Here is a 24,767-nt window from a genome sequence, read left to right on the forward strand (position 1 = left end):
ATGTTTGCAATCGTTGCTTTGAAATGTTAAAATTTAGACATACATACAAATCAATTATAGGAGTGATATTATGGCTTTGAATCCCTACTTAGTGTTTGATGGTAATACTCGTGAGGTTGTTGAATTTTACGCAAAAGTGTTTGGAACAGAAGAACCAAATTTTATGACTTTTGGATCGGTGCACTCTGAAGAAGAATTGCCTCCAGGAACAAAGGATTTGATCATGCACACGAACTTAGAAATTGCTGGAAGCAAATTGATGTTTTCTGACAATTTTCCAGGAATGGAATATCGGGAGGGCAACAATTTTACCCTAGCATATATAAGTAGTGATGAGGCAGCAATGAAAGATGCCTTCGAAAAGTTAAAAGAGGGCGGTACTGTTCAGATGGAGCTGCAAGAAGTACCATGGAGCAAAATGTACGGAAGCCTGACTGACAAGTACAACATCCAATGGCAATTTAACTATGAAGCCTAACAAACCATTTACAATCTAAACATACAAAGGATAGAGCATTTCTCGTAATGAGGAATGCTTTTTCCATTTCCTGATACGCTGAGTTCCTATTTCGAAGATATAAAAGAAAGGTTCTCAATTCCAAACTATTTTATTGTCAAAAAGCACATGCTATAATTAGAGGCTAAGTAGAACGGGTACTTGGAAAAGACTTCGTCTAGCGATCTAATATATGAGGTGTTAAGAATGAATAAACGATGGACAATCGGCAAAATTAACGAATTTGTTGAGAAAAATTCGGAAAGCAAGCTGCTCTCGACAGAATTCCACGGTTTTTCTCAAAAGTTATTATTTAAATGTGCATGTGGAAATAATTTTGAAAAGACATTTACAAAGTTTAAAAATAATCATCAACGTAAATGTGACGTGTGCCAACCCCCAAAAGCGTCACGCTAACGTACGCAATAAAAGGAGTGCCCAGTTTCTATTAAATTGAACTGGGCGTTTTTTTTTTGAAAAAGGCTCTTTTCTATAGGACTGTTGCTTTTTGATATAAAATGCAAAACTAGTTGACTGGAGCGTAAGGTGGCGACTCCTCGAAAATGTATTCACATTTTCTTCGTGCGTGGGTTATTTCAATGAAGCAAATTCAATGTCTAGCGGGAAAAGCGTGAGACTTGAGACCCCGCAGGAGCAGCAGCGACGAGTCCAATTTCAGCGGCTAGAAACCCGAGAAATTTCAACTCCTCCTTCAGAGGCAAATACGCCTCTTTGTCGGAGTCTCCGACGCACACGACGTGCTAGTGCCGACTTCGCCACAGGACGTGGCGCTTTAGTCGGCCAATTTTCTCGTTTCTGTGCAAGCCGCCTCCACATTTCGTTGAGGAGGCTCAAGCCACGCCCGCGGTAAGCATCCACCTGAAGCGGAAGTCAACTTTATAAAAAACAACAAAGTTTGCGAAAACAGCCTTGAAAAAATAACACATCTTGGTAATGACAGATACTTCACTTGTATATTTTTATTTAAGTGTGTAAATCCTAATTAGGAATATTTTCCTTGAGGTGATATACGAATGTTTCAGGGTTTAGTAAGTGGTTTTGATTTTGAGATGCCAATTATCCTTTCTTGGGAAGGTGTGATGGCTATTGTCTTCTTCTTTACCATTTATTCATTTTTCGGTTGGCTTTTGGAAAATACTTATAACTATACAAGAAAACGAGTATTCTTTAAGGATAACTTTTTCTTTGGGCCATTTAAGCCCATGTACGGGTTCGCACCTCTGTTGCTTATTTTATTAATAGGAAAGGATATGCATTGGACAGTCGTGTTGACTCTCTGTTTTCTAATCCCAACGCTAGTGGAGTATTGCAGTGGCTTCCTGCTTGAGTGGTTTTTCGGAAGGAAATGGTGGGACTACTCAGGCCATAAGTTCCAACTGCAAGGCCATATTTGCTTCTCCTATTCCATTTGCTGGATTGCGCTCTCTCTCTTGTGCCTAGCGTATGTTCATCCAAGGCTTGTCACTTTGTATGAGGCTGTTGGAGGTTTCTGGGCTTTGATCTGGCCAACAGTGGCCTTGTATTTTCTTGGTGAACTTATATTTGCGATTAGAAGACATATACCAGAAAAAATACGTGCAGGCAACCCGATTCGATAACTATCACTTGGATCAAATCAAATTTCGATTTGGTCTTTTTTATTCTTTTGTATGCAACATATATATTGCATAATGTAATATATATGTTACAATAAATTTAAGGAGGGATTACATCATTTGGAAAATAACGTGAAGATTGCTCGAATACAAGCAAACTTAACCCAGCAGCAATTGGCCGAGAAAATTGGAGTTACCCGACAAACAATTAGTTTAATAGAAAAAGGAAAATACAATCCAACCTTAAAGTTGTGTCTAGATATATGTTACGCCGTTCATAAAACATTGGATGAAATATTTTGGGTCGAAAAGGAGAGTGGTATGAAATGAAAAAAATAAAGGATGAGCGTTTAATTTTAAAAAACTTACAAAATGTTCGAACCGCGTATATCATTCAAACAATTGGGATTCTCGGGATATTGGGATATGATTTATTCACAAAAGGGATGGAAGGGATGAGGCAAAATCCTTTATGGATTGTATTTATGATCACAACCATTGTTTCCGTATATCTTTCAATGAATATCAGTGTAGACCATGAAAGTAGTGAAAAATCGCCTAAAAAAGGGACCGTTCTCTCTCTACTAATCTTAACAGCCATTTCGGTCATTATAGGTATTGCTGTTAACTTTACGAATGGGTTTGGAATACTGGATGGATTGATTATGGGGGGAATAATATTTGTTTGTGGTCTCATCCCAATCCTATATATCCGCTATTTGAGAATAAAACGACAAGAAGAAAACCTAGATGAATAAGGAATTAGAAAATAGCGCTTATCATGTTATAAGCGTTTTTTGTTTTACATAAAAAAATAAACAAATTATTTACATGTCTTTGGGTTGACTTTAAAATCAATTTGATATAATATTTATCTTGAAGTTAAGATAAATACTTCGAAGATAAATAAATTAAAGGTATTTTACAAAAATAGCCTTTAATATATAAAAAGGAGAGTACATCATGGGTTTACTAGATAAACTTTTTGGTAATCAACAAAAGGAGGAACAAGTAATGTCAAACGAAAAATTAAACATTGGTATTATTTTAGGTAGTACTCGTCAAGGACGCGTAAGTCCTCAAGTAGGAGCATGGGTAAAGGAAATCGCTGATAAGCGTGGAGATGCAAACTACGAAATCGTAGATATCGCAGACTTCAAATTACCATTCTTAGGTGAAGCTGATGCACCTGGAATCGCTGCTTGGAATGAAAAATTAGCTAATCTTGATGGATTCGTATTCATCGTTCAAGAATATAACCACTCTATCACTGGTGCATTGAAAAATGCGTTAGACCTAGCTCGTGAAGCTTGGAACAACAAAGCTGCTGGTATCGTAAGCTACGGTTCAACTGGTGGTGCACGTGCTGCTGAACACCTACGTGGAATCATGGGTGAATTAATGATCGCAGACGTTCGTACACATCCAACACTTTCATTATTCACAGATTTCGAAAATGGTTCAGAGTTCAAACCACAAGACCTACACCTAGACAACGTAAACTTAATGCTAGACCAAGTTGTATCTTGGAGCGGCGCTTTAAAAACAGTTCGCTAATTACGAAAAAACAGGATGATCCTTCAAAGGGCCATCCTGTTTTTGTGCGGGAAAAACTGAAAAAGGGGTCCAGTTGGACCCCTTGCGGAAAGTGCTATCCTATATTATTAAATTTTAAACCGACTAACGGCTTTATCAGGTTCCCATTCTCCTAGTAATATCCATTTCTGAACCAGATAACAGCATAAATTAGCATGCATTATCCTAAATATATCCATATCTGAACCAGTTAACGTCATAAACAAGCACACAATCTCCTAAAGTTATCCATATCCGAACCAGTTAACGGCATAAACAAGTACGGTATCTCCTAAAGTTATCCATTTCTGAACCAGATAACGGCATAAACAAGTACGGTATCTCCTAAAGATATCCATATCCGAACCAGTTAACGGCATAAACAAGCACGGTATCTCCTAAATATATCCATATCCGAACCAGTTAACTGTATAAATAAGCACGGTATCTCCTAAATATATCCATATCCAAACCAGGTAACGGCATTAACTAGCAAGCATTCTCCTAGTAATCTCCATATCCAAACCAGTTAACAGCATAAACAAGTACGGTATCTCCTAAAGATATCCATATCCAAACAAGGTAACGGCATAAACAAGCACGGTATCTCCTAAAGATATCCATATCCGAACCAGTTAACGGCATAAACAAGCACGGTATCTCCTAAAGATATCCATATTCAAACTAGTTAACGTCATAAACAAGTACACAGTCTCCTAAAGTTATCCATATCCAAACCAGATAACGGCATAAACAAGCACACAATCTCCTAAAGATATCCATATCCAAACCAGTTAACAGCATAAACAAGCACGGTATCTCCTAAAGTTATCCATATCCAAACCAGTTAACAGCATAAACAAGCACGGTATCTCCTAAAGATATCCATTTCTGAACCAGATAACGGCATAAATAAGTACGGTATCTCCTAAAGATATCCATATCCGAACCAGGTAACGGCATTAGCTAGCAAGCATTCTCCAAGTAATCTCCATATCCGAACCAGCAAACGACATTTAGAAGTTCTCAACCGCCTTGTTTCAGTTTACCTTGCCTCAGATAAACCCCAGCTACAATCTACACATGCGTCCGCCTTGCAAAATCGACAAATCGGAATTTGTCCGGGCGATGGCGAGACTCTGTGTATTGAAATAGGCTCGCATTATCTAGATACACATAGTTTTTGATAACAACGACATTATGAAAGCCATCTAGATCTAGTCGCTCTCGGTCCTCATCTGTTGGCTCCACGACCGTAATTTCCTTCTTTGCAAAACTGATGGTAATCTTCAGTTCATTTTCCAAATAGGCATAAATCGATTCTTCACAAATCTCCTTCGTAAGCTCGGGGACAAACTTTCGTGAAATAAAATCCTTGTCCAAAATAATTTTTTCGCCGCCCATTTCTCTTGTGCGGATGATCTTCCACACCTGGTCCTTACTAGAGAGCTGTAGCTGTTGCTTAATGAATGTATCCGGCTTACCGACCGTCAACTCATGCACATGCGTTATCGGTCTTTGCCCCATTTTTTCGGCTAGCTCTTTGAAGCTCACAAGCCCTGATACCGGAAAATCAAACTTATTCACGTCAATCACGATAGAGCCTTTGCCCTTCATTTTTTGAATATACCCATTTTGTGAAAGCAGGTTCAGTGCCTTTCGAATCGTTTCACGAGAGGTATTGTATACTTCCTTTAATTCATTTTCAGAAGGTAAAAGACTATTCGCTTTGATGTTTCCATTTTTAATTTCTTCTACTAAATCGCTATAGATTGTTAGATACTTGTTATTCATGAAAGAATCCCCAATCGATGGTAATATTTAATTATTCTCATTTTACCGCGTTAATGCGAAAAAAGGGAGGGGTAATTTCCCCTCCCACACGTTTTATTTTTTACCAAATGAAATTTTGCCAACATTAGCTTTTGCGAAGATGACAGTTAAAATAAATGGAACGACAATCGCTACAAGCATCGCAATCGCAAACATTAGCCAGTCACCAGCCTGGATGGATAAAATTCCAGGTATTCCACCAACTCCTATTGAGTTCGCCATAACTCCACTACCTACAGAGATGATGGCTGCTACCATTGAGCCGAGCATCGCAGCAAGGAATGGGAAGCCGTATTTTAAGTTAATACCAAACATCGCAGGCTCTGTTACACCGAGATAACAAGAGATACATGCTGGGATGGAAACTTGTTTTTCTTCTTCATTTTTACGATTAATATAAATCATTGCAAGTACGGCAGAACCTTGCGCAATATTAGATAAGGCAATCATTGGCCATAGGTTTGTTCCGTTAAACTCACTCATCAATTGCAGGTCGATCGCATTTGTCATATGGTGTAAACCAGTGATAACAAGTGGTGCATATGCAAATCCAAAGATTGCTGCGAATAACCAACCAAAGGCTGAGGTTAAGCTTGTGTATACAACATCAGAAATCCAAGAACCAATTGTCCAACCTAGTGGTCCAAGAACAGTATGAGCAATTAAGACAGTCGGAACAAGTGCAAAAAATGGAACAATAATCATTGAGATCGCATTTGGTGAAATCTTACGTAACCAACGCTCTAAGAAAACAAGTACAAACGCAGCTAGTATAGCTGGAATAACCTGTGCTTGATACCCAATCATTTCAATAGTTGTGAATCCAAAATCCCAAACTGGAATTTCTTCAGCATTTGGCACTGCATATGCATTCAGCAATTGTGGAGATACAAGGGTAATCCCTAACACAATTCCAAGGATTTGTGAGGTTCCCATTTTACGCGTGATCGACCAAGTGATTCCGACAGGTAAGAAGTGGAAGATAGCTTCACCAATTAACCAGAGGAATGCATGAACACCAGCCCAGAATTGAGAGGTTTCAACGATTGTTTTTGTACCGTTATCAACTAAATCGATTTCACCGATTACATTTCGGAAACCTAAAATCAGACCCCCAACTACAAGGGCGGGAATAAGCGGTGTGAAAATGTCAGCTAGGTGACCCATCATTCGTTGTAGCCAGTTCATATTCTGCTTAGCCGCAACCTTTGCCTCTTCCTTACTCGTTCCTTCAACACCCGCGTGTTTGACGAACTCATTATAAAATGAAGCAACTTCATTTCCGATGATAACCTGGAATTGCCCTGCTTGTGTAAAGGTACCCTTTACTAGCCCAATTCCTTCAATTTTTTCTATATCTGCGTTTTTTGGATCGTTTAAAACGAAGCGCATTCTAGTTGCACAATGTGTGACAGCAGCAACGTTCTCTTTCCCACCAATATGGTCAAGCAGTTCCTTTGCAGGATCTGTGTACTTACTCATGTATTTTCCCCCTTAAACTAAAGGATATTTTTATCCAAAAACCTGTCTATACAGGTTTTGATTACGTTTTCAGTTTAACCTGTATATACAAGTATGTCAATTATTTTATTTCACCATTTTTTAGCTTTTACGAACGCAGGATTTTTATGCCAAAAGCCCTTTAGCATAACTTCTCACGCAATGTAAAAAAATAACCTGTAAACAATCGAGAATGGAGTGTGTAAATGAAGGCTGTTACGTATCAGAATCCATATAAAGTAAAAGTCAAAGAGGTAGAAGCTCCCAAAATTATTAAAAGCGATGACGTCATTGTCCGCATCACATCAACCGCCATTTGCGGATCCGATCTCCATCTATATCAAGGGAATTTTCCTTTGCCAGACGGTTATGTAATAGGGCATGAGCCAATGGGGATTGTCGAAGAGGTAGGACCAGATGTAACACATGTAAAGAAAGGCGACCGTGTTGTTGTTCCATTTACAGTTGCCTGTGGAAAGTGTTATTACTGTGAACACGAATTAGAAAGTCAATGTGATAATGCCAATCCCCATTACGATTCAGGAGGCTATTTTGGCTACTCGGAAAAATTTGGCGACCACCCAGGTGGCCAGGCGGAATACTTGCGAGTTCCATTTGGGAACTTTACTCCTTTTAAAGTTCCAGAAGACTGTGAATTAGAAGACGAGGCTTTACTCTTTTTAAGTGATGTTCTACCAACCGCCTATTGGAGTGTAGTGAACGCAGGAGTCAAAGAGGGAGATACGGTCATTGTTCTAGGATGTGGACCAGTTGGTTTAATGGCACAAAAATTTGCATGGATGAAAGGGGCAAAACGTGTCATCGCGGTGGATTATATCGGTTACCGCATGGAACATGCCAAAGCGACAAATAAAGTAGAGATCTTTGATTTTACAAAGCATGATGATATGGGAGAACATTTAAAGGAAATCACGAGTGGTGGGGCCGATGTCGTGATTGATTGCGTTGGTATGGACGGGAAAAAGTCACCTCTAGAAATAATCGAGCAAAAGCTGAAGCTACAAGGTGGAACACTTGGGCCCATTCAAATTTCGACAAAGGCTGTTCGAAAAGGCGGTACAGTACAGCTGACTGGAGTATACGGTGCGAATTATAATATGTTCCCATTAGGTGCTTTTTTCTCACGTAACATCACACTAAAAATGGGACAAGCTCCTGTCGTTCACTTTATGCCAGAGCTCTACAAAAAAATCGTCAACAAGGAATTCGATCCAACTGATATCATCACACACAAGGTTTCTTTAGATGAAGCAAGTCATGCATATAAAATTTTCAACGACAGGGAAGACAACTGTATCAAGGTTGTCTTAAAACCATAAACAATGTAATCGACAAGTGTCTTGCTTGTCGATTTTTTATTTATACAATACTCAATTTCCAGTAGAATGGAATTAACGTTATTCATCAAGGATAGACAGGGGGAGTGAAAAAGAATGTGGTCTTATTGGTTCACGCTTATTTTTTGTTTGGCGATTGTTCTGTTGGCCATTGTTATCATACCTTGGATTATAATTGTTATTGGTAGTGAGACAATTCGTGAACGAAAGTTAAAATCTAAGAATAAGCAATCTTGGGATTTTAAGAGTTTTATGAAGTTAACGGGGGCGCTATTTGCGTTTGCAATCGTTGCCGTATTTTTAGGATATGTGAGCGTTCCGTTTGTAAAAGATTTCCCACATGTCATGCAAAGAGATTATCTTTCTGAAGAAGGATTCATTGAATATGTAGATGACCTAGGAAAAGACTGGGCCAATGAGGTGGAAGTGAACGGTGAATGGTTTGAATCAACAAAAATTGAGAGGAAACATATGGGGCGTTATATTTCTTTTGAGTATTTACCACATACAAAATTAATAGTTTCATATAAATTGAAGGAGTAATGATGATGTTTAATTTGAAGAAGGGGAGATGGGCTGTCATTTTAATGTGTATCCTTATATTGGCAGCCTGTGCACCAAAAAGTGGGAAGAAAAATGTAGAGCTTACGTTAGGGGATTTAAAGCGTGATTATAAAGAAGAATTTGAATTCATTGAAGTGGTCGGTGTAAATGATGAAGGATATGATGTATTGCTAGTAGCACCAAAGTCTAATCCTGAGTTGCAATTTCATGCTTACCTTTATCAAGGGGATGCAGGAGGATTACCGGTCGTTGGAATGAATAGTAATTATATGGATGTGGCGTTTCTTCATTATGCACCAGAGTTGTATATGAAGCATTTTGGAATCTCAATCGATAAGGAGAAAGCAATAAATGATTATTTTGCTTTTATCGAGAACGGCCAATATTCAAACTTACGGGATTTCAACGGGTATCTAGAAACAACTGATTTTGTCATTACAGATCTAAATGAAGAAAATATGAAAGAGATATCCGAAAAAATAACGGACGCTCTAGTAGACTTCTTGAATATACATCCGTTTAGTATGAGAAAAGTGGATGGGAGTAGCGGTTATGACGTATTTCGAGCGGAGATTCCTATTGAGTTTACGGGACATAAATTTAATGACGGTAATTTGTATAACTCATTATCAACCGATTGGGTATACGATGAGGAAAATCCTCAGCAATCCGTTTACGAAGGACTTCTTTACCGTAAGGAACAAAAAGAGAAACTCCGGGATAGCGAAAATGAATAACGGTTGGCGCCCTAATGAGGCTATGCAGGACAGATATTATTGAGAAGTGGAAAACCAATGGGAGAGATTACAGTGGATAAAAAAAATCTAGAGTTGGCGACTGAGTTACGCCATGAATTACATATGAATCCTGAATTGTCCTATCAAGAGGCATGGACCAAACAGTATTTAATCAATTTTCTTCAAAAACATACAACCAACATCGAGATAATCGACAAGGGTAACTATTTCTATGCGAAATATACAGTTGGTGAGGATCAACCCACGATTGCATTTAGAGCGGATTTTGATGCCCTTCCAATTCCGGAAACAATTGACCTCCCATGGAAATCAAACAATCCAGGTGTTTCCCATAAATGTGGGCATGACGGTCATTCCGCTACTTTAGCTGGATTTGCCCTTGAGGTAGATCAAAAGGGTGCGGATCGAAATATCATCTTCCTTTTCCAGCATGCAGAAGAAACGGGACAAGGTGGCATTGAATGCGCTGAAATGATGATTGAAGAAAAAGTCGATGAAATTTACGGCTACCACAATATGTCTGGCATCGAATTCAAGGCCGTGTATGTGATTGATGGGACAGCCCACTGTGCCTCAAAAGGGATGTCCATTGAAATGGTTGGTTCACCAGCCCACGCTAGCCAGCCTGAAGATGGAGTCAATCCTTCTTTTGCAATTGCTAAAATCATTGAGACTCTACCCGAGTTAACTTCACCCGAAAAATTTGATGGACTCGTTCTATGCACGATTATACAAGTAGATATTGGTTCGGAGAATTACGGGATTGCAGCCCATAATGGTGTTCTACGGTTAACCATTCGTGCGGAAAAAGAGGCGGAACTTAATGCGCTTCAGCAAAGAATCGAGGATCTTGCGACTCGACTTGGGAAAGAGCAGGGCATTAACGTTAGCTTTGAGTATAGGGATGAATTTCCGGAAACCGTTAATCATGAGGAATCGGTAAATAAAGTGCGACAAGTTGCGGCAGTAAAAGAATACCCACTACGTGAGCTAACCTCACCATACCGTGCATCAGAAGACTATGGTCATTATCTAAAGCTTGTAAAAGGTGCTTATTTTTATATAGGAAATGGTGAGAAATATCCATCAATCCATACCTACGAATACGATTTCCGAGATGAAATCATTGAAATCGGCGTCGAAATGTTTAAAGGACTAGTGGGGATGGAGTAATAATTTTACGTTCTACTAGTACCTCTTTTAATAATAGAATCCTAGAAGGGAAATGTTCCAACCTTGTAGAACTTCTAGGTAAAAGGGGTGCTTTATTGTGAAAAAAATATTACTCGCCATTTATGACTCGTTTTCTGAATTTGAGATAACCGTATCGACCGCAATGCTAAGAGGGACGCACCAGATAATAACCGCTGCTGACTCGCTCAAAACGATAACCGGAGAATCAGGTCTTCAATTTGTGCCGCATTTAATGTATCAACAAGTGGACCCGACGGAGTACGACGGGATCATCATCCCTGGTGGAGACTTGATCCATGTCAAAGATACGTTGGAACTATATGACATAACGAAAACACTACACGAACAGAACAAACTAACTGCAGCCATTTGCAGTGGTACATATGTGTTAGCAAGAGCAGGAGTACTTGAAGGGAAACCATATACAGTCACTCTGCACCAAAAGCAGCGCCATTTTCTTGGTTGTTTTGAAGAGGTAAATTTCCGATACGGGCCGGTTGTGAAAGCTGGTCATATCATTACCGCACAAGGCCATGCTTATGTTGATTTTGCACTTGCTGTTGCTGAAAAGCTGGGAACTCTAACTGAATACAGTAGTGAGTTTTACAAAGGGCAACGAAATCGGCTGATGGAGGAATCCATAAAGTGAAACTATTAGTGAGGGGAATAGAGAGATGACAATCGAAATTAAGAATTTTTCAATTGGACTGCCCGAAAAAATGACATACGGAGAGAACGAAGAAGTCATAACGGCAATCCGAAAAAAGAAAGTAGAAGAAGCTTTTTTAACAAAAGACGGATTCAGTGGAGATGGAGTGGCCGATTTAAAGCATCATGGGGGTCCTGACCGTGCTGTATGTTTTTACCCATATGAGCACTATTCATTATGGGAAAGTGAATTTTTAGTTCAGTTTGCACTTCCGACTTTCGGGGAAAATGTAACCCTTACGAATATGGAGGAAAAAGATGTCTGTATCGGAGACATTTATCAAATCGGTGACGCTGTTATTCAAATCACCCAGGGGAGAATACCGTGTAGCACCATTACAAAAAGAACGAACAATCCTCATCTTTTAAAGATGATGGTCCAAACGGGCTTTACGGGTTACTTGGCGAGAGTTTTAAAAGAAGGCATGGTACGAGAGGATTCTTCGATTTCATTAGAGGTACGAAATCCAAATCAAGTCTCGATCCTTGAGGCAAATGAGATTTATTATAAAAGACCAAGGGATATAGAAGGAATCAACAAGATTTTGGCGGTAGAAGAATTAGCAGATGAGTGGAAAGAGATGCTAGATGAGCGATTAACTAGACTAGGCCACCCACGTTAAATGTAATGAAACCTTTTTATGGAAACTCCTGTAAACAAAGTAATATATTTACCGGGGGGATGCAACGGTGACAAATATTTATTGTGAAAAATGTGCTGCAGAAATCACAGATAAAAGTAAACTTGTAATTGCAACGTATTTCTTCTATATCACGACTTACCATGATCATTGTTATTCAAGAACATTAAAAGGCAGGAAAACACTATTTGTTGGAAATGAACCGATCAATGGATTCTCTGGTAATCTTAAAGCGATTCTAGCATTCGTGTTAGCTATGATTCTATTTTTAGATGGTGGAGGGCTTCTGTTTGTCGGAATAGTTGCCCTTTTGGTTCCCATCGTTCGCTTGTATGCCTGGTTTACAATTGAAAGACATTTAGAGTAGATTCGGGTGTTAATCCTTGCAGGATTAATGCCCTTTTTTGTGGAAGTATGTGTGGAGGTGAAAGTTTGATGAAGTACAAAAAGACGATCGTCCTTCTAGGAATCATAGGGATTCTATTTTTAATAGTTAAAAAGGACTTGTGGGAGAAGAATGAGGATTTACTTAAAGAAGAAATCGTGTCCATCCCGCAATCGGTTGAAACGATAAATCTAAAAGAGGTTACACCATTCGAATGGGACAAGGTCTACTCCTTCAGCCCATATACACCAAAGGATACAATCTATGAAACAGTAGGCTATAAATGGGACCGCATCCAGGAAACCGTGAACGAAGGCATGAACCAAATCGTGTTTATGAAGGATGGAAAAGTAGTGTGCTACATATATGGGTATCCGGCCAATATCGGATATGGAATTACTTTATCAGGAGAAACCCTTTCTGAGTCTGCAGCTGTCTTACAGGTAGAGGATGACCTAATATTTCAAGTTGAGCGAGAAGAGGGAGTAGTGTATTTAATAAAAGAATAAGAGTTTATAAGTTTGGAACAAAACTATGTGCTTGTTAAGAGTTAATAACTGTGATGAAGAGGAAAACAGTGAGTTCCAGGAGAGTGAATCCTCTTCATAACCTCGATGAAGAGGAAAACAGCGAGTTTCAGGAGAGTGAATCCCCTTCATGACTGCGATGAAGAGGAAAACAGCGGTTCCCAGTCGATTGAATCCCCTTCATGACCGCGATGAAGAGGAAAACCGCAAGTCTCGGTCGATTGAATCCCCTTCATGACCGCGATGAAGAGGAAAACCGCAAGTCTCAGTCGATTGAATCCCCTTCATGACCGTGATGAAGAGGAAAACCGCAAGTCTCACGAGAGTGAATCCCCTTCATGGCCGTGATGAAGAGGAAAACAGCGGTTCTCAGTCGAGTGAATCCCCTTCATGACCGCGATGAAGAGGAAACCAGTGGTTCTCAGTCGATTGAATCCCCTTCATGACCGCGATGAAGAGGAAAACCGCAAGTCTCAGTCGATTGAATCCCCTTCATGACCGCGATGAAGAGGAAACCAGTGGTTCTCAGTCGATTGAATCCCCTTCATGACCGCGATGAAGAGGAAAACCGCAAGTCTCTCGATTGAATCCCCTTCATGCCCGCGATGAAGAGGAAAACCGCAAGTCACACGAGAGTGAATCCCCTTCATGACCGCGATGAAGAGGAAAACCGCAAGTCTCACGAGAGTGAATCCCCTTCATGACCGTGATGAAGAGGAAACCAGCGAGTCTCAGTCGATTGAATCCCCTTCCTGACCGCGATGAAGAGGAAAACCGCAAGTCTCAGTCGATTGAATCCCCTTCATGACCGCGATGAAGAGGAAACCAGTGGTTCTCAGTCGATTGAATCCCCTTCATGACCGTGATGAAGAGGAAACCAGTGGTTCTCAGTCGATTGAATCCCCTTCATGAACTGATGAAGAGGAAACCAGTGAGTTCCAGTCGATTGAATCCCCTTCATGAACTGATGAAGAGGAAACCAGTGGTTCTCAGTCGATTGAATCCCCTTCATAACCGAGATGAAGAGGAAACCAGTGAGTTCCAGTCGATTGAATCCCCTTCATGAACTGATGAAGAGGAAACCAGTGGTTCTCAGTGCGCCCAAGAGTAGCTAGATTCCAACTTCCCAAAACGATCAAAATTGTTGAGAATCTACCATACACGCCTCTAGGGAAACTTGATAAAAAACAACTATCACGTTAATTAGGCAGCCGATTTCCTTAAGAAAGAAACTGTCGTTAATTAATTATTAAAGGGATATGAATCATTGGAGTAAATCTGGCCATTTTGTGTTGAAAAAATAAGAATGAAAAAAATCATAAAAAGACGCTTTCATCTATTAGTAAATTTCTCTATAATTCATTTTAAAGGGGGTGCTTACAGTTGGATAATCACTTAAGAATATCTGGTACTTCTTACACTCATGCAAAGCCTAGTATTGGAAAGGCGATACTTTGCATGGGGCGAACATTTATCTTTATCGCTAAACAAGCTTTCTAATATTTTGGCTTTGCACCTTATTTGTTAAATATCAAAATAAGGAGCGAGCAAAATTGAAATATATTAATGCAACCAAAGTTTTACCTGAAAAGCTAATTCTAGAAATCCAAAAATATGTTCAAGGGGAAACGTTATACATTCCCAAGCCGGAAACGGAACATCTGAAATGGGGAACCTCAAGTGGTGGGAGACGGTTACTTGATCGCCGTAATGACACCATTAGAAGTTCTTTTATAAGTGGCAGCAGTATCCAGCAACTGGCTGAGGAATATTACCTTTCAACCGAAACCATTAAAAAAATCGTTTATTCACATAAAAAGTAGGAGAACAGCACTGTTGAAAATCTTTTGGCAGTGCTTGTTCGTATGTAAAAAACGTTTCTAACTCATCTTTTCCATTTTGGTGGTTTGCTGCATTGTTTATCATAAAAGTAGAGATTCTGCAGCAAATGATTGGAGTTATACGAGATGAATGGAAAATTTATTAAAAATGAACAGTTAAATTTTATAAAAAAACAAATTGCTTTAATTAAAGATAGCACCAACAAGAACGTACCTCAAAATGTTTTGGCAGCTGTGATTGACTTGGCCAATGCCAAAATCTTGGATCTATTTCCAAATGCATCATTGGAACAAAAAGAAATGCTTGTTCTTGCAGGACCGAAAACTGATAAAGAATACGAGCAGTATATTCAAAACCTTTCTGACTTTTTGTTACCCTTTCCAGAAATCACTCAGCAGCAATTGAAAAAGATGTTTCCAAAACATAAAAAAATTAAACTACCTGATTTATCAAATATAGACCTTAACCAGTTGACCTATTTAAGCTGGAATGACCTAGGATATAATAAAAAATTTATAGTTTATGAGCTAGAGGGAAAAATGGTCGGCATTGAATGCGAATTTACACCAACTAGTAAGAAAAATCTTTGTTCCTTCTGTAATAGTTTTGGTGATGTTGCCTATTTTTCCACCGTAACAAAAGCGAAAAAATCTAATAATCCGGATTATTACAAGTCCATCGGTAATCTTATTTGTGTTGACAGTACTGAATGCAATAAAAAAATATCGAATGTTGAATACTTAAATGCTTTTTTAAAAGATTCACTGGGAAAATGAAAACTGATGGTGATTTCTTTACTTAACTGGAGCGGTTCAAGAATAAGGATGCTTTCTTTTTTAATAGCAGTAAAACGGGTAATTGAATTCTAGGTTATAAACGTATTAACGTATTACGCAGGCAATGTAAAAATGAATTTAAAAAGTATCCAGTCATTTATTGAGCTTACTCCGCAAATCAAATAATGGAAAAAGACCATTACTAAATAGACAAGCACTATTACTGTGCTTGTCTACTTAATAATTTAGGGGCATCCAAATTTACATCTTCTTGAGTAAATCCGACAGGTTTAACAATTCCTTCTTGCTGGAATATCCCTTCTATTTGTAAAACATAATAGCCCATCTGTTGCTTCACCCACCCATAATTTCCCTTGCTTCCTCATCATCCGCATTTTTTATCAATTTTTCCACCATTCTAATAATTAATGTTTTTTGCTGATAAGTAAGCCAAAGTGCTCTTTGTGATTAACTATTGTCATTTAATTTATATCTTCCAGAGTAAACGATGTTCACCTCGACATTTACGTGGTGCAGAGAATCTTGATTTAAAACGAGATACTGTTTTCCTGTAGCAATACGTTTCCATTGATGCGGATGTTTGCGGTATAAAGATTGACCTAAGTTGTATATATCTATACCCTTATTTAATGCAGTTTGATACGTATTCCTAATTTGCTTCTCTATTTCATTTTGAGCCATTTGTGAGATTTCCTGTTCGCTAAGATCCGTATGTAATTCATTGATTCCGGCTTTCACACTCACAGAAATATCAAAAAACGCTTTGTCCATTTTTACAATCGGGGTTACTTTATAATCGGGTTTTTCTGCAACGAGGACAGCTTCAAGTTTCTCTTCGGTAATCAGTTCAATAGGCACTCGAATCGTGTGGCTACTTAGCCAGGGCATTCCTGATAATTCTTTGAGTTCCATTCGTCCAAAATATTTGTCCTGATCATAAACATGTATACCGGAATATTTAAGCAACTCTTTTGGTTTATTACTTTCCTTCCACTGACCTTTACGTATCGATATTTCCGGTATATAACTAGTTCTGGACTTTTCGTTTGAATCTAATATAAATTGTTGTAGGCGGATCGGAGTAAGGATGGAACGCTGTCTGAAATTTTGTTCGGGATTGTGAAGAATCGATGCTTTTGGTGACAATCTAAAAAACGGTGTTGCCAAAAGGATATCTTCAATAGACTCTTTTGTACTGAAAAGCCATGATAAGTACCTTATTTCACGATATCGGTTGATTAATTCCAGTACTTCTCCGACTTTGTTTTCCTTTAGTAGTCTATCGCTAAACAAAATGGCAGAAATTTGTCCAAAGTTTAAGCGCTGTTGTGATGTACTATACAAATCATTTGCCGCTTCTGTAAATGAGGAACCCTCACCTTTGCCCACCCAAACCGGGGGCTGTTCCGCCTTTTGCTGTACCTCGAGCTTTGCCACTGTTGTGAAATCGAGCAATTGCACATAAATGATGTATCGGCCATCGAGATAATCAATTCCAACAGCCGTTGCATAGTTCATGTTTTGCACTTCGTATCTACTCCAGCACCCAGTAAGGGTGAGGAGGAGTAGAATGACAACAATACTTTTATATCCCCTCATTTTTTCCTGTCCCCTTGGCTTGTAGGATCTTGCGTATTCAACATATCCGGCCGAGTTTTTCTCCATCGCCAAGGCACTCGAAGTAGTGCATTGGCAAAGTCTTTAAATGGAGGTGAGATCGGTGCCAAGTAAGGCAAGTCGCATGAACGCAATGAGGCTAGATGGCTGAGTACAATAAATAATCCAAGGAAGAACCCGTAGATGCCAAGCATAGCGGAAAGCGTGAAAAGGAAGAAGCGTAAAATGCTAATCGTTCCAGCCAATGCCTGGCTAGATAAAGTTGAACCAAACACATGAGTAAGCGCTCCAATGACAACGATACCAGGGGATAAGAAACCTGCTCGAATGGCCGCATCCCCCAGTATAAGTCCGCCTACAACCGTTACCGTACTGCCGACAGCTGAAGGCAATCGGATACCAGCTTCTCGTAGGATTTCTAAAAAGACAAGAGCAATAAACATTTCCACTATGACATCAAATGGAATTCCCAATCGGTTAACCCCCAACATTGCAAGTAGATAATAGGGGAGTTGATCTTGATGATAGGCAAGTATGGCAACCCAAAAACCAGGTAGTAGTAAGGAAACAGACAACCCTAATAATCGAAGAAATTGACCAAACGTAGCCGCTAGTGCAGTATGGTGGATATCTTCGGGGGTTTTCACGAGTAGGAACAAATTAGCTGGTGCGATTAAAGCAGCCGGTGTGCCATCCACAATTAACGCTACACGGCCATTTAACATACAGTTCACTGTAAAGTCTGGTCTGCCTGTATAGCCCATCAAAGGAAACAATGCTTTTGTCGGTTTCATTAATTCTTCTAGTTGAGTAGCACTGAATGCTCCGTCAATTTGAAGTTCATCCAATTTATTCTTTATATTTTGAACGATCTTAAGGTTAACAATGTCACGCATGTAAAGAATCGCAACGGTTGTTTTAGTGCGAACGCCTACTTTTTTTGTTTCATATATCATGCTCGTTGATTTAATGCGTTTTCGTATTAACGCCACATTGACACCCAGTTCTTCTACGAATCCATCTTTTGGACCTTTTACCGAGACCTCAATACTGGATTCTTCAGGATTTCGTGACGGTTTTTTTGAAATATCGAGGGAAAACAAAGTTTGTAGCGTCGGGATAAACAACAGCAGTTTGCCTTCAAAAATATCCGTTTCGGCCGTTTGCTCCCACTCCTCAGGAGTGACGAATTCTAATTTTAATTGACTCGACTCTGCAATTTCCTCATGATGATGAAAACCATAGTTTTCATAAAAACGTGTCAAATGGGGGAGCGCTGTCTCATGAATGAACGTTTTGTTGTCACTTAAACCCTCACAAAAGACCAAAAGGATTCTCGATTGTTCATCATTAGGTTGTAATTTGTAAACATGGTGCTTTACATCTTGACACATTTTAAAGTGCTGGATCAGTGATTGTTCATTAAGAGGTTGCGAAACTGTTGCCTCTGAATTATTAGTTGACGGCCTTTTTCCTGTCGCCATCTTGGATCTGAATCGTTTCATCATCAGCTGTTTCTCCTTTTGCTCTGTCTAGAAAAAATGATTCGTACGACATACAAGGTCAAGGTTCCTATTGTAAAAATGCAGAATGAAGGAAAATAAAATCGGCCCAACAGTCCTAGAAAAGTCATGTCACTAATTGGTAACAAAATGGCAATAAGCATGGAAAATGCTCCTAATAACATGGGAAACCATCTATGATTTTGTATATTCCATAATTCTGCCAAGAGATAGATTGAAAGCGACACCCGAATGAATGTTCCGGATAACCATTGGTAAATCGAAAGAAAATCGACATGCTCTACATATTCTCCCATTCTAACTATTCTCCATTGAGCGTAAGGAGGGTATCGCTGGTTAGCCGCTTCATCTGGTCCGAATATTGCTATCGAGCCCATCAAAGGTCCTAATGTAAGTCCTGCAAGGATGAGGGACATTAACATCAAACTTCTGAATCCTGGTTTCTTTGTTAATTGATGCTGAAGGAGCATCATCAATATAAATAACTCGAGCAATCCCCCGGCAACATATGGAATACCTTTCCATAATGGAGCAGCTCCGTCTGCTAACACAGGGAATAGCAGGGTATAATCTTTAAACTGAAAATTCACAAACGACACAAAGTAACCAAAAATAATAACAAAAGGAACTAATATCCCGCTTACAATCGCAATCGTGCTGAGTCCTTGCCTTGAAGCAAAGAAACAAGCAACAAGTGTGATTCCAGCGAGAAAAAGCATGGGTGTTTGAGGCAAGTACGCCGCGATCGTCCATGTTAGAGTATCCTTTAAGGAAATAAGGCCCATGAGCCATATAAATAAACTATAGAAAATAAGTAAAAGTGCTGCTAAAAACTTCCCAAAGCACTGCTCTAGCCACTTCTTGAAGTGTTGATTCTTCATGTTTTTAAGGATGTAGCTCAAACAACCTATCAACACAGGTGAAGAGACAAAAACAAGAAGGACGACAAGCCAAGCATCTCGCCCTGATACTCCTAGCAGTAACGGGACAATAAGAACGTGGTTCAACAATCCAATCGAGAGCAAAATAATCATGTATGACTGAATAGGAGATATCTTAGGCAAAATCTCACCTCATTTCCAACAAATGGAATGGAAATATCATGGGTAGAATTCCCTCATTAACTTGGTTCTATTCATTATGGAAACTTTCCTGTTAAGTGGTTTATTTGATAGAAGGAACGATTAAAAGAACTTGAAAATGTTTAAAAGGTTATGGCAAAAAGTCATAACCTTTAATGGACACATATTATTTTTTTGTCAGCAAATACAACCATAGTGAATTATTAAAAAATACTTTATTTAGCTGACTGGGAGTTTAGTTGAATCATAATGCGCAATAAATGTTTTAGGTAACTTTTATGTTTATATTGATAAACTGCAGAACACCGTCATTTGCTACACAGTGCAACAATACTGTTGAGCAGGGAGACTGGAGGATGATAAAAGGTGACCGATCTTCTTCTATTTCTCTACTGCACTTCCTTGTATTGTATTCCTTCTACATCACATCTTATTTTGTAAAAGTCTGCAATTAATGGATGTGTATCTTCCGTTAAATCCAGTTCTGTTAATCTTCTTTTTCCCAGCCTTCTATCGAGCATGGCGTATGCCCTAATAAGAACATTTTCTGAGTGTATTGCTTCCTCAATTGATAAAGTGCTATATCTCATAAAGGCTTGATAAATATGATAACTCTCAAACATATTTTGGTTCATCATCAATTTTTCAGCATCATCGGATAGCTCTTCTAATTTCTGATATTCCTTTGAATTAAACATGACTTCCCAATTTTCGTTATAGGGAATCCCTTTGAGACCAGCTTCCTTTTGCATCTTTTGATATAACTTTTCATACGTTACTGCATAAGAGATATCGGACGCACTTACTATTTCTTTTTTGTCTAATGTTATCCAGACTCTGCTTGGACGATCATGGAATTTGCGATAAACCGTTGCATGTACTTTGATGCGTCCTTTTAGTTTTTTACATAGAAAACTTTCAATTGTGGATTTCGTCTTACTCCATTGCATAGAAATCACCCTCACTATACGGCGTTATTGATAAGAATCTTTCAAAAAAGTAAAATACGTTAGAAATTCAGCTTCACTAAGAGATAGATGATCCGTTAAATCTTTCGTTCTCAAAACAAACTCTTTAACCCCAATAAATTCCGATTGGGCAACAAGGTAAAAATGTGTTCCTTTTTTGTATCCTTTAAACTGCTTTTTTAATCGATATACCTTCATTAAAATTACCTACCTGATCTCTATTTCATTTAGATAATCCAATTATAATTGATATTGATGATATTCTGCCTTTAAACTAAATGATTTGGATAAAAATAATGACACTGAGTTTATTTAACATGGTCCAATCGTGTATAGTGAGTTTATAATCTAGAATAAAAATGAAGAAAAAGAGGGGTACCTTATGTGTAGAAACATTAAAACTTTATTTAATTTTGAACCACCAGCTACGGATGAAGAGATTCACGCTGCATCTGTGCAGTACGTTAAAAAAATAACTGGGTTTAACAAGCCATCAAAGATTAACGAAGAGGCATTTAACCAAGCAATCAATGAAATAGCTTTGATTACGAGTAATTTATTAAACTCATTAAAGACTAGCGCCGAACCCAAAAATCGTGAGGTAGAGGCAGAGCGTGCTCGGATTCGGTCAGCTAAAAGATTTGGATAAAATATAATCAAAAAAAACCTCCTACTTTAAAGGAGGGAAAACGTCAAAACATATCCGGATACAGAAGAACCATGGCATCAGAAATCATGTCTGCCATTTCGCGGGCTTGCTTTTCAATCTTATCATAAGTTTCAATGTCTTTCTGATAGTCCTTATTAATCATAGTGACGGCTTCTTGTTTTGTTAAGTCTAGGTGCTGATAAAACATCTTCCTTACTGTTTCTTCAGATACATATGGATTTCCACTACTCAAGAACTTTGCAATTTCATCTGCGTTTTGATACCACTTTTTTTCTGCTGTACTTGCAGCTTGTTGATCACCGGCAATGGCTGCTTTTACAAGGTCAGCTGCAATCAGAAGATGTTCCTTAATTAAATTTCCATAAGTGGTTGCAGCCGCGTCACCATACAACCGACGAACCATATTCCCCATGTCTGTTGCATTGTGTAAGAGTCGAGTAAGTACAAATTGTAAATCGGGCAAATTGAAGGTGAGGCTAATAATTGCCATTCTTGTCCATGCAACATGCTCCTCCCACAGGCTACGCATATCGTTACGGTAATCAAGCTCGGTTTGGCTGATGCAACGATCTTTTTTAAGTTGTGTATTTGGAATCTTAATATATTCCCCAACTCTCAAATAATATGGATTAATTACTGGGTTTGTTTGAAAAATCTCTTCGGCAGTAGTCTTGTATGCTCTCGCCAACTGCCAAAGATTATCACCAGGTTGAACGGAATGTGTGTAAAAACGACTCAATGAAAACACTCCTTTTAAATGTAGATGTTTACTAAGATATTCATGTTGAATTAGCTGGGTGAATGTCCAAATTTAATCAGAGAGATTTTGATAGAAAAAGGATAATGGTTAAATTTGTTGAATGTATATAAAAAGACGTTTCTAGGAGGAAAATCTTGAAATGAGACAGATTATTGCCATGGGTGGCGGGGGCTTTTCGATGGAGCCAAATAATCTTTTGTTAGATCAATATATTTTGGCTCAAGTAAACAAAGATTTCCCCAAGGTATGTTTTATTCCAACTGCTAGTGGAGACCAAACAAACTATATTGAGCGGTTTTATAAGGCGTTTCATTCGCTTCCCTGCAAACCAACCCACTTATCCCTATTTGAACCTAATTTTGAGGATCTAGAAGAATATATTCTGGAGAAGGATGTTATATATGTGGGCGGGGGAAATACCAGAAATATGCTTCTTTTATGGAGGGAGTGGGGTTTAGATCACGTTCTGAGAAAAGCATATGAGAATGGAATTCTTCTTGCTGGCCTAAGTGCTGGTGCAATCTGCTGGTTTGAAGAAGGATTAACCGATCCATTAAATGCACCATTATATAAACTGGATTGTTTAGGCTTGTTAGAAGGGAGTAATTGCCCTCATTATGATGGTGAGAATAAAAGAAGGCCATCCTATCACCAATTAATCTTAGAAGGAAAAATAAAAGAAGGTTATGGCCTAGATGATGGTGTGGCCCTACACTTTGTAAATGAAACCCTCACTCAATCGATTAGTTCCCGACCAAGCGCAAAGTCATATTTTGTTAGAAGGACACATAATCAAATTGTCGAAGAAGAAATAAAAACCATATACTTAGGTTCATGAGCAAATAGGCACTTTAAAAAACGTAATTCGTAGAAGTCACCACGTAACGAAAGTTTAGAACGATTTATACTAGGGTACATTTAGTTGATAGAGGATAATTTAAAGGAGTGAAAAACGTATGTTTAGTCAATTGGGTCAGGTTATGTTATATGTCAATAACCAGGATGAGGCAGTGAAGTTTTGGACAGAAAAATTAGGCTTTACAATAGTTGATGAAGAAGATAATGGTCAAATGAGATGGATTGAAATCGCTCCTACAAAAGGTGCAGAAACAAGCATTATTCTGCATGATAAGGAATTCGTTGCAAAAATGTCACCTGGTTTAAATCTTGGCACACCATCTTTAATGTTTTTTACGGAAAATCTTGATCAATTACATACCGACTTATCAAACAAAAATATTACCGTCGGGGAAATAGTCACGATGCCTTCGGGCAAGGTATTTAATTTTGCGGATAACGAAGAAAATTACTTTGCAGTAATGGAGAAAAAGTAATTGGCCAACTGATAAGCAAGCATGAACTTAGCAAATAATATCAAGCACAAAGAGCGACCCTCTTTGTGCTGTTTTCGTTTATTCTAATAGTTGTTTTTGAGCATATGCCCCTTTTTTTATTTTTACAATGACGTTACTTACAGCTATAAGCCAAAGAACTCCAAGTATAGTATACGTGTAGAGTGAGAATGTCTTAGAAATATCTAATGCCCCTAATAATGTCCTGATATTTGTAATAATAATTATGCCGCCTACAAGTACGCCTAAGAGGTTTGTAGGTATAATTTTGACGATCCACGCCGCGATTGGAGCTGCTATGATTCCACCTATCATCAGGGCAAGCACCCATTGGAAATTGATATTGGTCCAACCTAATGTTAAAAGAAAGCCCAATGTAGATGAAACAGCTATTGCAAATTCGCTTGTATCAACTGAACCTATCACTTTTCGCGGCTCCATTTTATTACCTGTCAATAAAACTGGAGTCGCGATTGGACCCCATCCTCCACCTCCTGTTGCATCGAAAAAACCAGCAATAAAGCCAAGTGGAACAAATTGTTTTTTTGTCCATTTCTTATTTGAGGTTGTTCTGTTGGAGTTCCCTTTGAAAAGGAATTTATAAATAACAAAAACCCCTAGGATTAATAGAAAAGTGGATACGTAGGGCTTTATCATATCGCCTGGTATACTACTTAAGAAACAAGCACCAAGAAAAGCGCCAATCGAGCCAGGTAAAATTAGTTTATATACGACTTGTTTATCAACATTTCCAAAGCGAATATGTGATACACCTGATGCAGCTGTTGTGACTACTTCTGCCATATGAACGGATGCAGAGGCAACTGCTGGTGCAATTCCAAACATAAGTAACAACGAAGTGGATGTAACCCCGTATGCCATTCCTAGAGAACCATCAACTAACTGTGCAGCTAAACCTATAAAGGCAAGAATTATCAACCTTCTCATATTTATCTCTCCTTTTTCCAACAATCCTGAATAGACTAGAAATGATTAGAAAA

General features: G+C 38.6%; 31 protein-coding genes. 19 read left to right on the forward strand and 12 right to left on the reverse strand.

The window, feature by feature from the left end:
* The first annotated feature begins 70 nt into the window (after positions 1–70).
* From NST91_RS04105 to NST91_RS04130, 6 genes are all read left to right on the forward strand, one after another.
* On the forward strand, positions 71–478 hold the full coding sequence (locus tag NST91_RS04105) for a VOC family protein (protein ID WP_121449051.1): 408 nt from the start codon (positions 71–73) through the stop codon (positions 476–478).
* 225 nt (positions 479–703) lie between these two features.
* The gene (locus tag NST91_RS04110) at positions 704–913 is read left to right on the forward strand and encodes a hypothetical protein (RefSeq protein ID WP_121449050.1); all 210 of its coding nucleotides are present in this window, start codon (positions 704–706) and stop codon (positions 911–913) included.
* A 617-nt stretch (positions 914–1,530) separates the two neighbouring features.
* Positions 1,531–2,115, forward strand: coding sequence for a putative ABC transporter permease (locus NST91_RS04115; RefSeq protein WP_341330133.1), 585 nt, complete (start codon positions 1,531–1,533; stop codon positions 2,113–2,115).
* Between the two features lie 117 nt (positions 2,116–2,232).
* Positions 2,233–2,442: a helix-turn-helix transcriptional regulator gene (locus NST91_RS04120; protein WP_341330134.1), complete on the forward strand. Its 210-nt coding sequence runs from the start codon at positions 2,233–2,235 to the stop codon at positions 2,440–2,442.
* Positions 2,439–2,870, forward strand: a complete 432-nt coding sequence (locus tag NST91_RS04125; protein ID WP_341330135.1) for a hypothetical protein — start codon at positions 2,439–2,441, stop codon at positions 2,868–2,870. Before NST91_RS04120 ends, NST91_RS04125 begins: the two co-directional genes overlap by 4 nt.
* A 205-nt stretch (positions 2,871–3,075) precedes the next feature.
* Positions 3,076–3,669: an NADPH-dependent FMN reductase gene (locus NST91_RS04130; protein WP_099355375.1), complete on the forward strand. Its 594-nt coding sequence runs from the start codon at positions 3,076–3,078 to the stop codon at positions 3,667–3,669.
* Between the two features lie 263 nt (positions 3,670–3,932).
* Here NST91_RS04130 and NST91_RS04135 read toward each other — a convergent pair whose 3' ends face one another.
* From NST91_RS04135 to treP, 4 genes are all read right to left on the reverse strand, one after another.
* A complete protein-coding gene (locus tag NST91_RS04135) occupies positions 3,933–4,073 on the reverse strand; it encodes a hypothetical protein (protein WP_341330136.1) in 141 nt (46 codons plus the stop codon).
* A 118-nt stretch (positions 4,074–4,191) separates the two neighbouring features.
* A complete protein-coding gene (locus NST91_RS04140) occupies positions 4,192–4,338 on the reverse strand; it encodes a hypothetical protein (protein ID WP_341330137.1) in 147 nt (48 codons plus the stop codon).
* Between the two features lie 426 nt (positions 4,339–4,764).
* Positions 4,765–5,481: a trehalose operon repressor gene (gene treR / locus NST91_RS04145; protein WP_341330138.1), complete on the reverse strand. Its 717-nt coding sequence runs from the start codon at positions 5,479–5,481 to the stop codon at positions 4,765–4,767.
* 93 nt (positions 5,482–5,574) lie between these two features.
* Positions 5,575–7,002 carry a PTS system trehalose-specific EIIBC component gene (gene treP, locus NST91_RS04150; protein ID WP_121449045.1) on the reverse strand — a complete coding sequence of 476 codons (1,428 nt, stop codon included), beginning with the start codon at positions 7,000–7,002 and terminating at the stop codon, positions 5,575–5,577.
* Between the two features lie 224 nt (positions 7,003–7,226).
* On the opposite strand from treP, the gene NST91_RS04155 reads away from it, so the two are divergent.
* From NST91_RS04155 to NST91_RS04200, 10 genes are all read left to right on the forward strand, one after another.
* Positions 7,227–8,360 (forward strand): zinc-dependent alcohol dehydrogenase, encoded by a 1,134-nt coding sequence (locus NST91_RS04155; RefSeq protein ID WP_341330139.1) that lies wholly within the window; start codon positions 7,227–7,229, stop codon positions 8,358–8,360.
* A 114-nt stretch (positions 8,361–8,474) separates the two neighbouring features.
* On the forward strand, positions 8,475–8,921 hold the full coding sequence (locus tag NST91_RS04160; protein WP_341330140.1) for a hypothetical protein: 447 nt from the start codon (positions 8,475–8,477) through the stop codon (positions 8,919–8,921).
* 5 nt (positions 8,922–8,926) lie between these two features.
* The gene (locus NST91_RS04165) at positions 8,927–9,679 is read left to right on the forward strand and encodes a hypothetical protein (RefSeq protein ID WP_341330141.1); all 753 of its coding nucleotides are present in this window, start codon (positions 8,927–8,929) and stop codon (positions 9,677–9,679) included.
* A gap of 72 nt (positions 9,680–9,751) precedes the next feature.
* Positions 9,752–10,873: a M20 metallopeptidase family protein gene (locus NST91_RS04170; RefSeq protein WP_341330142.1), complete on the forward strand. Its 1,122-nt coding sequence runs from the start codon at positions 9,752–9,754 to the stop codon at positions 10,871–10,873.
* A 97-nt stretch (positions 10,874–10,970) separates the two neighbouring features.
* Positions 10,971–11,543, forward strand: coding sequence for a DJ-1/PfpI family protein (locus NST91_RS04175; protein ID WP_341330143.1), 573 nt, complete (start codon positions 10,971–10,973; stop codon positions 11,541–11,543).
* A gap of 25 nt (positions 11,544–11,568) precedes the next feature.
* Positions 11,569–12,225, forward strand: coding sequence for an MOSC domain-containing protein (locus NST91_RS04180; protein WP_341330144.1), 657 nt, complete (start codon positions 11,569–11,571; stop codon positions 12,223–12,225).
* Between the two features lie 67 nt (positions 12,226–12,292).
* Positions 12,293–12,610 carry a hypothetical protein gene (locus NST91_RS04185; RefSeq protein ID WP_341330145.1) on the forward strand — a complete coding sequence of 106 codons (318 nt, stop codon included), beginning with the start codon at positions 12,293–12,295 and terminating at the stop codon, positions 12,608–12,610.
* A 68-nt stretch (positions 12,611–12,678) separates the two neighbouring features.
* Positions 12,679–13,137 carry a hypothetical protein gene (locus NST91_RS04190; protein ID WP_341333485.1) on the forward strand — a complete coding sequence of 153 codons (459 nt, stop codon included), beginning with the start codon at positions 12,679–12,681 and terminating at the stop codon, positions 13,135–13,137.
* 1,571 nt (positions 13,138–14,708) lie between these two features.
* Entirely contained in the window at positions 14,709–14,978 is a 270-nt protein-coding gene (locus NST91_RS04195) for a CD3324 family protein (RefSeq protein ID WP_121449038.1), read from the forward strand.
* A gap of 144 nt (positions 14,979–15,122) precedes the next feature.
* The gene (locus tag NST91_RS04200; protein WP_341330146.1) at positions 15,123–15,773 is read left to right on the forward strand and encodes a FusB/FusC family EF-G-binding protein; all 651 of its coding nucleotides are present in this window, start codon (positions 15,123–15,125) and stop codon (positions 15,771–15,773) included.
* A 220-nt stretch (positions 15,774–15,993) separates the two neighbouring features.
* On the opposite strand, the gene NST91_RS04205 is transcribed toward NST91_RS04200, so the two are convergent.
* The 6 genes from NST91_RS04205 to NST91_RS04230 form a co-directional block, all read right to left on the reverse strand.
* Entirely contained in the window at positions 15,994–16,131 is a 138-nt protein-coding gene (locus NST91_RS04205; protein ID WP_341330147.1) for a hypothetical protein, read from the reverse strand.
* 110 nt (positions 16,132–16,241) lie between these two features.
* Positions 16,242–17,393: a Ger(x)C family spore germination protein gene (locus tag NST91_RS04210; protein WP_207900023.1), complete on the reverse strand. Its 1,152-nt coding sequence runs from the start codon at positions 17,391–17,393 to the stop codon at positions 16,242–16,244.
* Complete coding sequence (locus tag NST91_RS04215; RefSeq protein ID WP_121449036.1) at positions 17,390–18,919, reverse strand: spore germination protein; 1,530 nt, start codon at positions 18,917–18,919, stop codon at positions 17,390–17,392. The genes NST91_RS04210 and NST91_RS04215 overlap by 4 nt, the downstream gene beginning before the upstream one ends.
* A complete protein-coding gene (locus NST91_RS04220; RefSeq protein ID WP_121449035.1) occupies positions 18,919–19,998 on the reverse strand; it encodes an endospore germination permease in 1,080 nt (359 codons plus the stop codon). Before NST91_RS04220 ends, NST91_RS04215 begins: the two co-directional genes overlap by 1 nt.
* 407 nt (positions 19,999–20,405) lie before the next feature.
* The gene (locus tag NST91_RS04225; RefSeq protein WP_121449034.1) at positions 20,406–20,966 is read right to left on the reverse strand and encodes an SF0329 family protein; all 561 of its coding nucleotides are present in this window, start codon (positions 20,964–20,966) and stop codon (positions 20,406–20,408) included.
* A gap of 24 nt (positions 20,967–20,990) precedes the next feature.
* Complete coding sequence (locus NST91_RS04230) at positions 20,991–21,182, reverse strand: hypothetical protein (protein WP_121449033.1); 192 nt, start codon at positions 21,180–21,182, stop codon at positions 20,991–20,993.
* A 184-nt stretch (positions 21,183–21,366) separates the two neighbouring features.
* Here NST91_RS04230 and NST91_RS04235 point away from each other — a divergent pair, with 184 nt between their 5' ends.
* Entirely contained in the window at positions 21,367–21,633 is a 267-nt protein-coding gene (locus tag NST91_RS04235) for a DUF2277 family protein (RefSeq protein ID WP_121449032.1), read from the forward strand.
* A gap of 43 nt (positions 21,634–21,676) precedes the next feature.
* Here NST91_RS04235 and NST91_RS04240 read toward each other — a convergent pair whose 3' ends face one another.
* Entirely contained in the window at positions 21,677–22,342 is a 666-nt protein-coding gene (locus NST91_RS04240; protein WP_440272801.1) for a hypothetical protein, read from the reverse strand.
* Between the two features lie 211 nt (positions 22,343–22,553).
* Between NST91_RS04240 and NST91_RS04245 the strand changes: the two genes are divergently transcribed.
* A complete protein-coding gene (locus NST91_RS04245) occupies positions 22,554–23,252 on the forward strand; it encodes a Type 1 glutamine amidotransferase-like domain-containing protein (RefSeq protein ID WP_341330149.1) in 699 nt (232 codons plus the stop codon).
* 118 nt (positions 23,253–23,370) lie between these two features.
* Positions 23,371–23,748 (forward strand): VOC family protein, encoded by a 378-nt coding sequence (locus NST91_RS04250; RefSeq protein WP_341330150.1) that lies wholly within the window; start codon positions 23,371–23,373, stop codon positions 23,746–23,748.
* A 78-nt stretch (positions 23,749–23,826) separates the two neighbouring features.
* Here the strand turns inward: NST91_RS04250 and NST91_RS04255 are convergent, their stop codons facing one another.
* Positions 23,827–24,714 carry a TSUP family transporter gene (locus NST91_RS04255; protein ID WP_121449028.1) on the reverse strand — a complete coding sequence of 296 codons (888 nt, stop codon included), beginning with the start codon at positions 24,712–24,714 and terminating at the stop codon, positions 23,827–23,829.
* Positions 24,715–24,767: the final 53 nt, after the last annotated feature.

Origin of the sequence: Ferdinandcohnia sp. FSL W7-1320, from assembly GCF_038050315.1 — a bacterium.
GTDB lineage: Bacteria > Bacillota > Bacilli > Bacillales > Bacillaceae_L > Ferdinandcohnia > Ferdinandcohnia aciditolerans.

What these genes read in the sequence shown, in the direction of transcription:
- NST91_RS04125 (WP_341330135.1), top strand. Translation starts at nt 2,439, where the DNA reads ATGAAAAAAATAAAGGATGAGCGTTTAATTTTAAAAAACTTACAAAAT.
- NST91_RS04225 (WP_121449034.1), bottom strand. Translation starts at nt 20,966, where the DNA reads ATGCAATGGAGTAAGACGAAATCCACAATTGAAAGTTTTCTATGTAAA.
- NST91_RS04255 (WP_121449028.1), bottom strand. Translation starts at nt 24,714, where the DNA reads ATGAGAAGGTTGATAATTCTTGCCTTTATAGGTTTAGCTGCACAGTTA.
- NST91_RS04165 (WP_341330141.1), top strand. Translation starts at nt 8,927, where the DNA reads ATGTTTAATTTGAAGAAGGGGAGATGGGCTGTCATTTTAATGTGTATC.
- NST91_RS04155 (WP_341330139.1), top strand. Translation starts at nt 7,227, where the DNA reads ATGAAGGCTGTTACGTATCAGAATCCATATAAAGTAAAAGTCAAAGAG.
- treP (WP_121449045.1), bottom strand. Translation starts at nt 7,002, where the DNA reads ATGAGTAAGTACACAGATCCTGCAAAGGAACTGCTTGACCATATTGGT.
- treR (WP_341330138.1), bottom strand. Translation starts at nt 5,481, where the DNA reads ATGAATAACAAGTATCTAACAATCTATAGCGATTTAGTAGAAGAAATT.
- NST91_RS04160 (WP_341330140.1), top strand. Translation starts at nt 8,475, where the DNA reads ATGTGGTCTTATTGGTTCACGCTTATTTTTTGTTTGGCGATTGTTCTG.
- NST91_RS04210 (WP_207900023.1), bottom strand. Translation starts at nt 17,393, where the DNA reads ATGAGGGGATATAAAAGTATTGTTGTCATTCTACTCCTCCTCACCCTT.
- NST91_RS04235 (WP_121449032.1), top strand. Translation starts at nt 21,367, where the DNA reads ATGTGTAGAAACATTAAAACTTTATTTAATTTTGAACCACCAGCTACG.
- NST91_RS04190 (WP_341333485.1), top strand. Translation starts at nt 12,679, where the DNA reads ATGAAGTACAAAAAGACGATCGTCCTTCTAGGAATCATAGGGATTCTA.
- NST91_RS04180 (WP_341330144.1), top strand. Translation starts at nt 11,569, where the DNA reads ATGACAATCGAAATTAAGAATTTTTCAATTGGACTGCCCGAAAAAATG.
- NST91_RS04250 (WP_341330150.1), top strand. Translation starts at nt 23,371, where the DNA reads ATGTTTAGTCAATTGGGTCAGGTTATGTTATATGTCAATAACCAGGAT.
- NST91_RS04230 (WP_121449033.1), bottom strand. Translation starts at nt 21,182, where the DNA reads ATGAAGGTATATCGATTAAAAAAGCAGTTTAAAGGATACAAAAAAGGA.
- NST91_RS04215 (WP_121449036.1), bottom strand. Translation starts at nt 18,919, where the DNA reads ATGATGAAACGATTCAGATCCAAGATGGCGACAGGAAAAAGGCCGTCA.
- NST91_RS04130 (WP_099355375.1), top strand. Translation starts at nt 3,076, where the DNA reads ATGGGTTTACTAGATAAACTTTTTGGTAATCAACAAAAGGAGGAACAA.
- NST91_RS04110 (WP_121449050.1), top strand. Translation starts at nt 704, where the DNA reads ATGAATAAACGATGGACAATCGGCAAAATTAACGAATTTGTTGAGAAA.
- NST91_RS04105 (WP_121449051.1), top strand. Translation starts at nt 71, where the DNA reads ATGGCTTTGAATCCCTACTTAGTGTTTGATGGTAATACTCGTGAGGTT.
- NST91_RS04200 (WP_341330146.1), top strand. Translation starts at nt 15,123, where the DNA reads ATGAATGGAAAATTTATTAAAAATGAACAGTTAAATTTTATAAAAAAA.
- NST91_RS04115 (WP_341330133.1), top strand. Translation starts at nt 1,531, where the DNA reads ATGTTTCAGGGTTTAGTAAGTGGTTTTGATTTTGAGATGCCAATTATC.
- NST91_RS04245 (WP_341330149.1), top strand. Translation starts at nt 22,554, where the DNA reads ATGAGACAGATTATTGCCATGGGTGGCGGGGGCTTTTCGATGGAGCCA.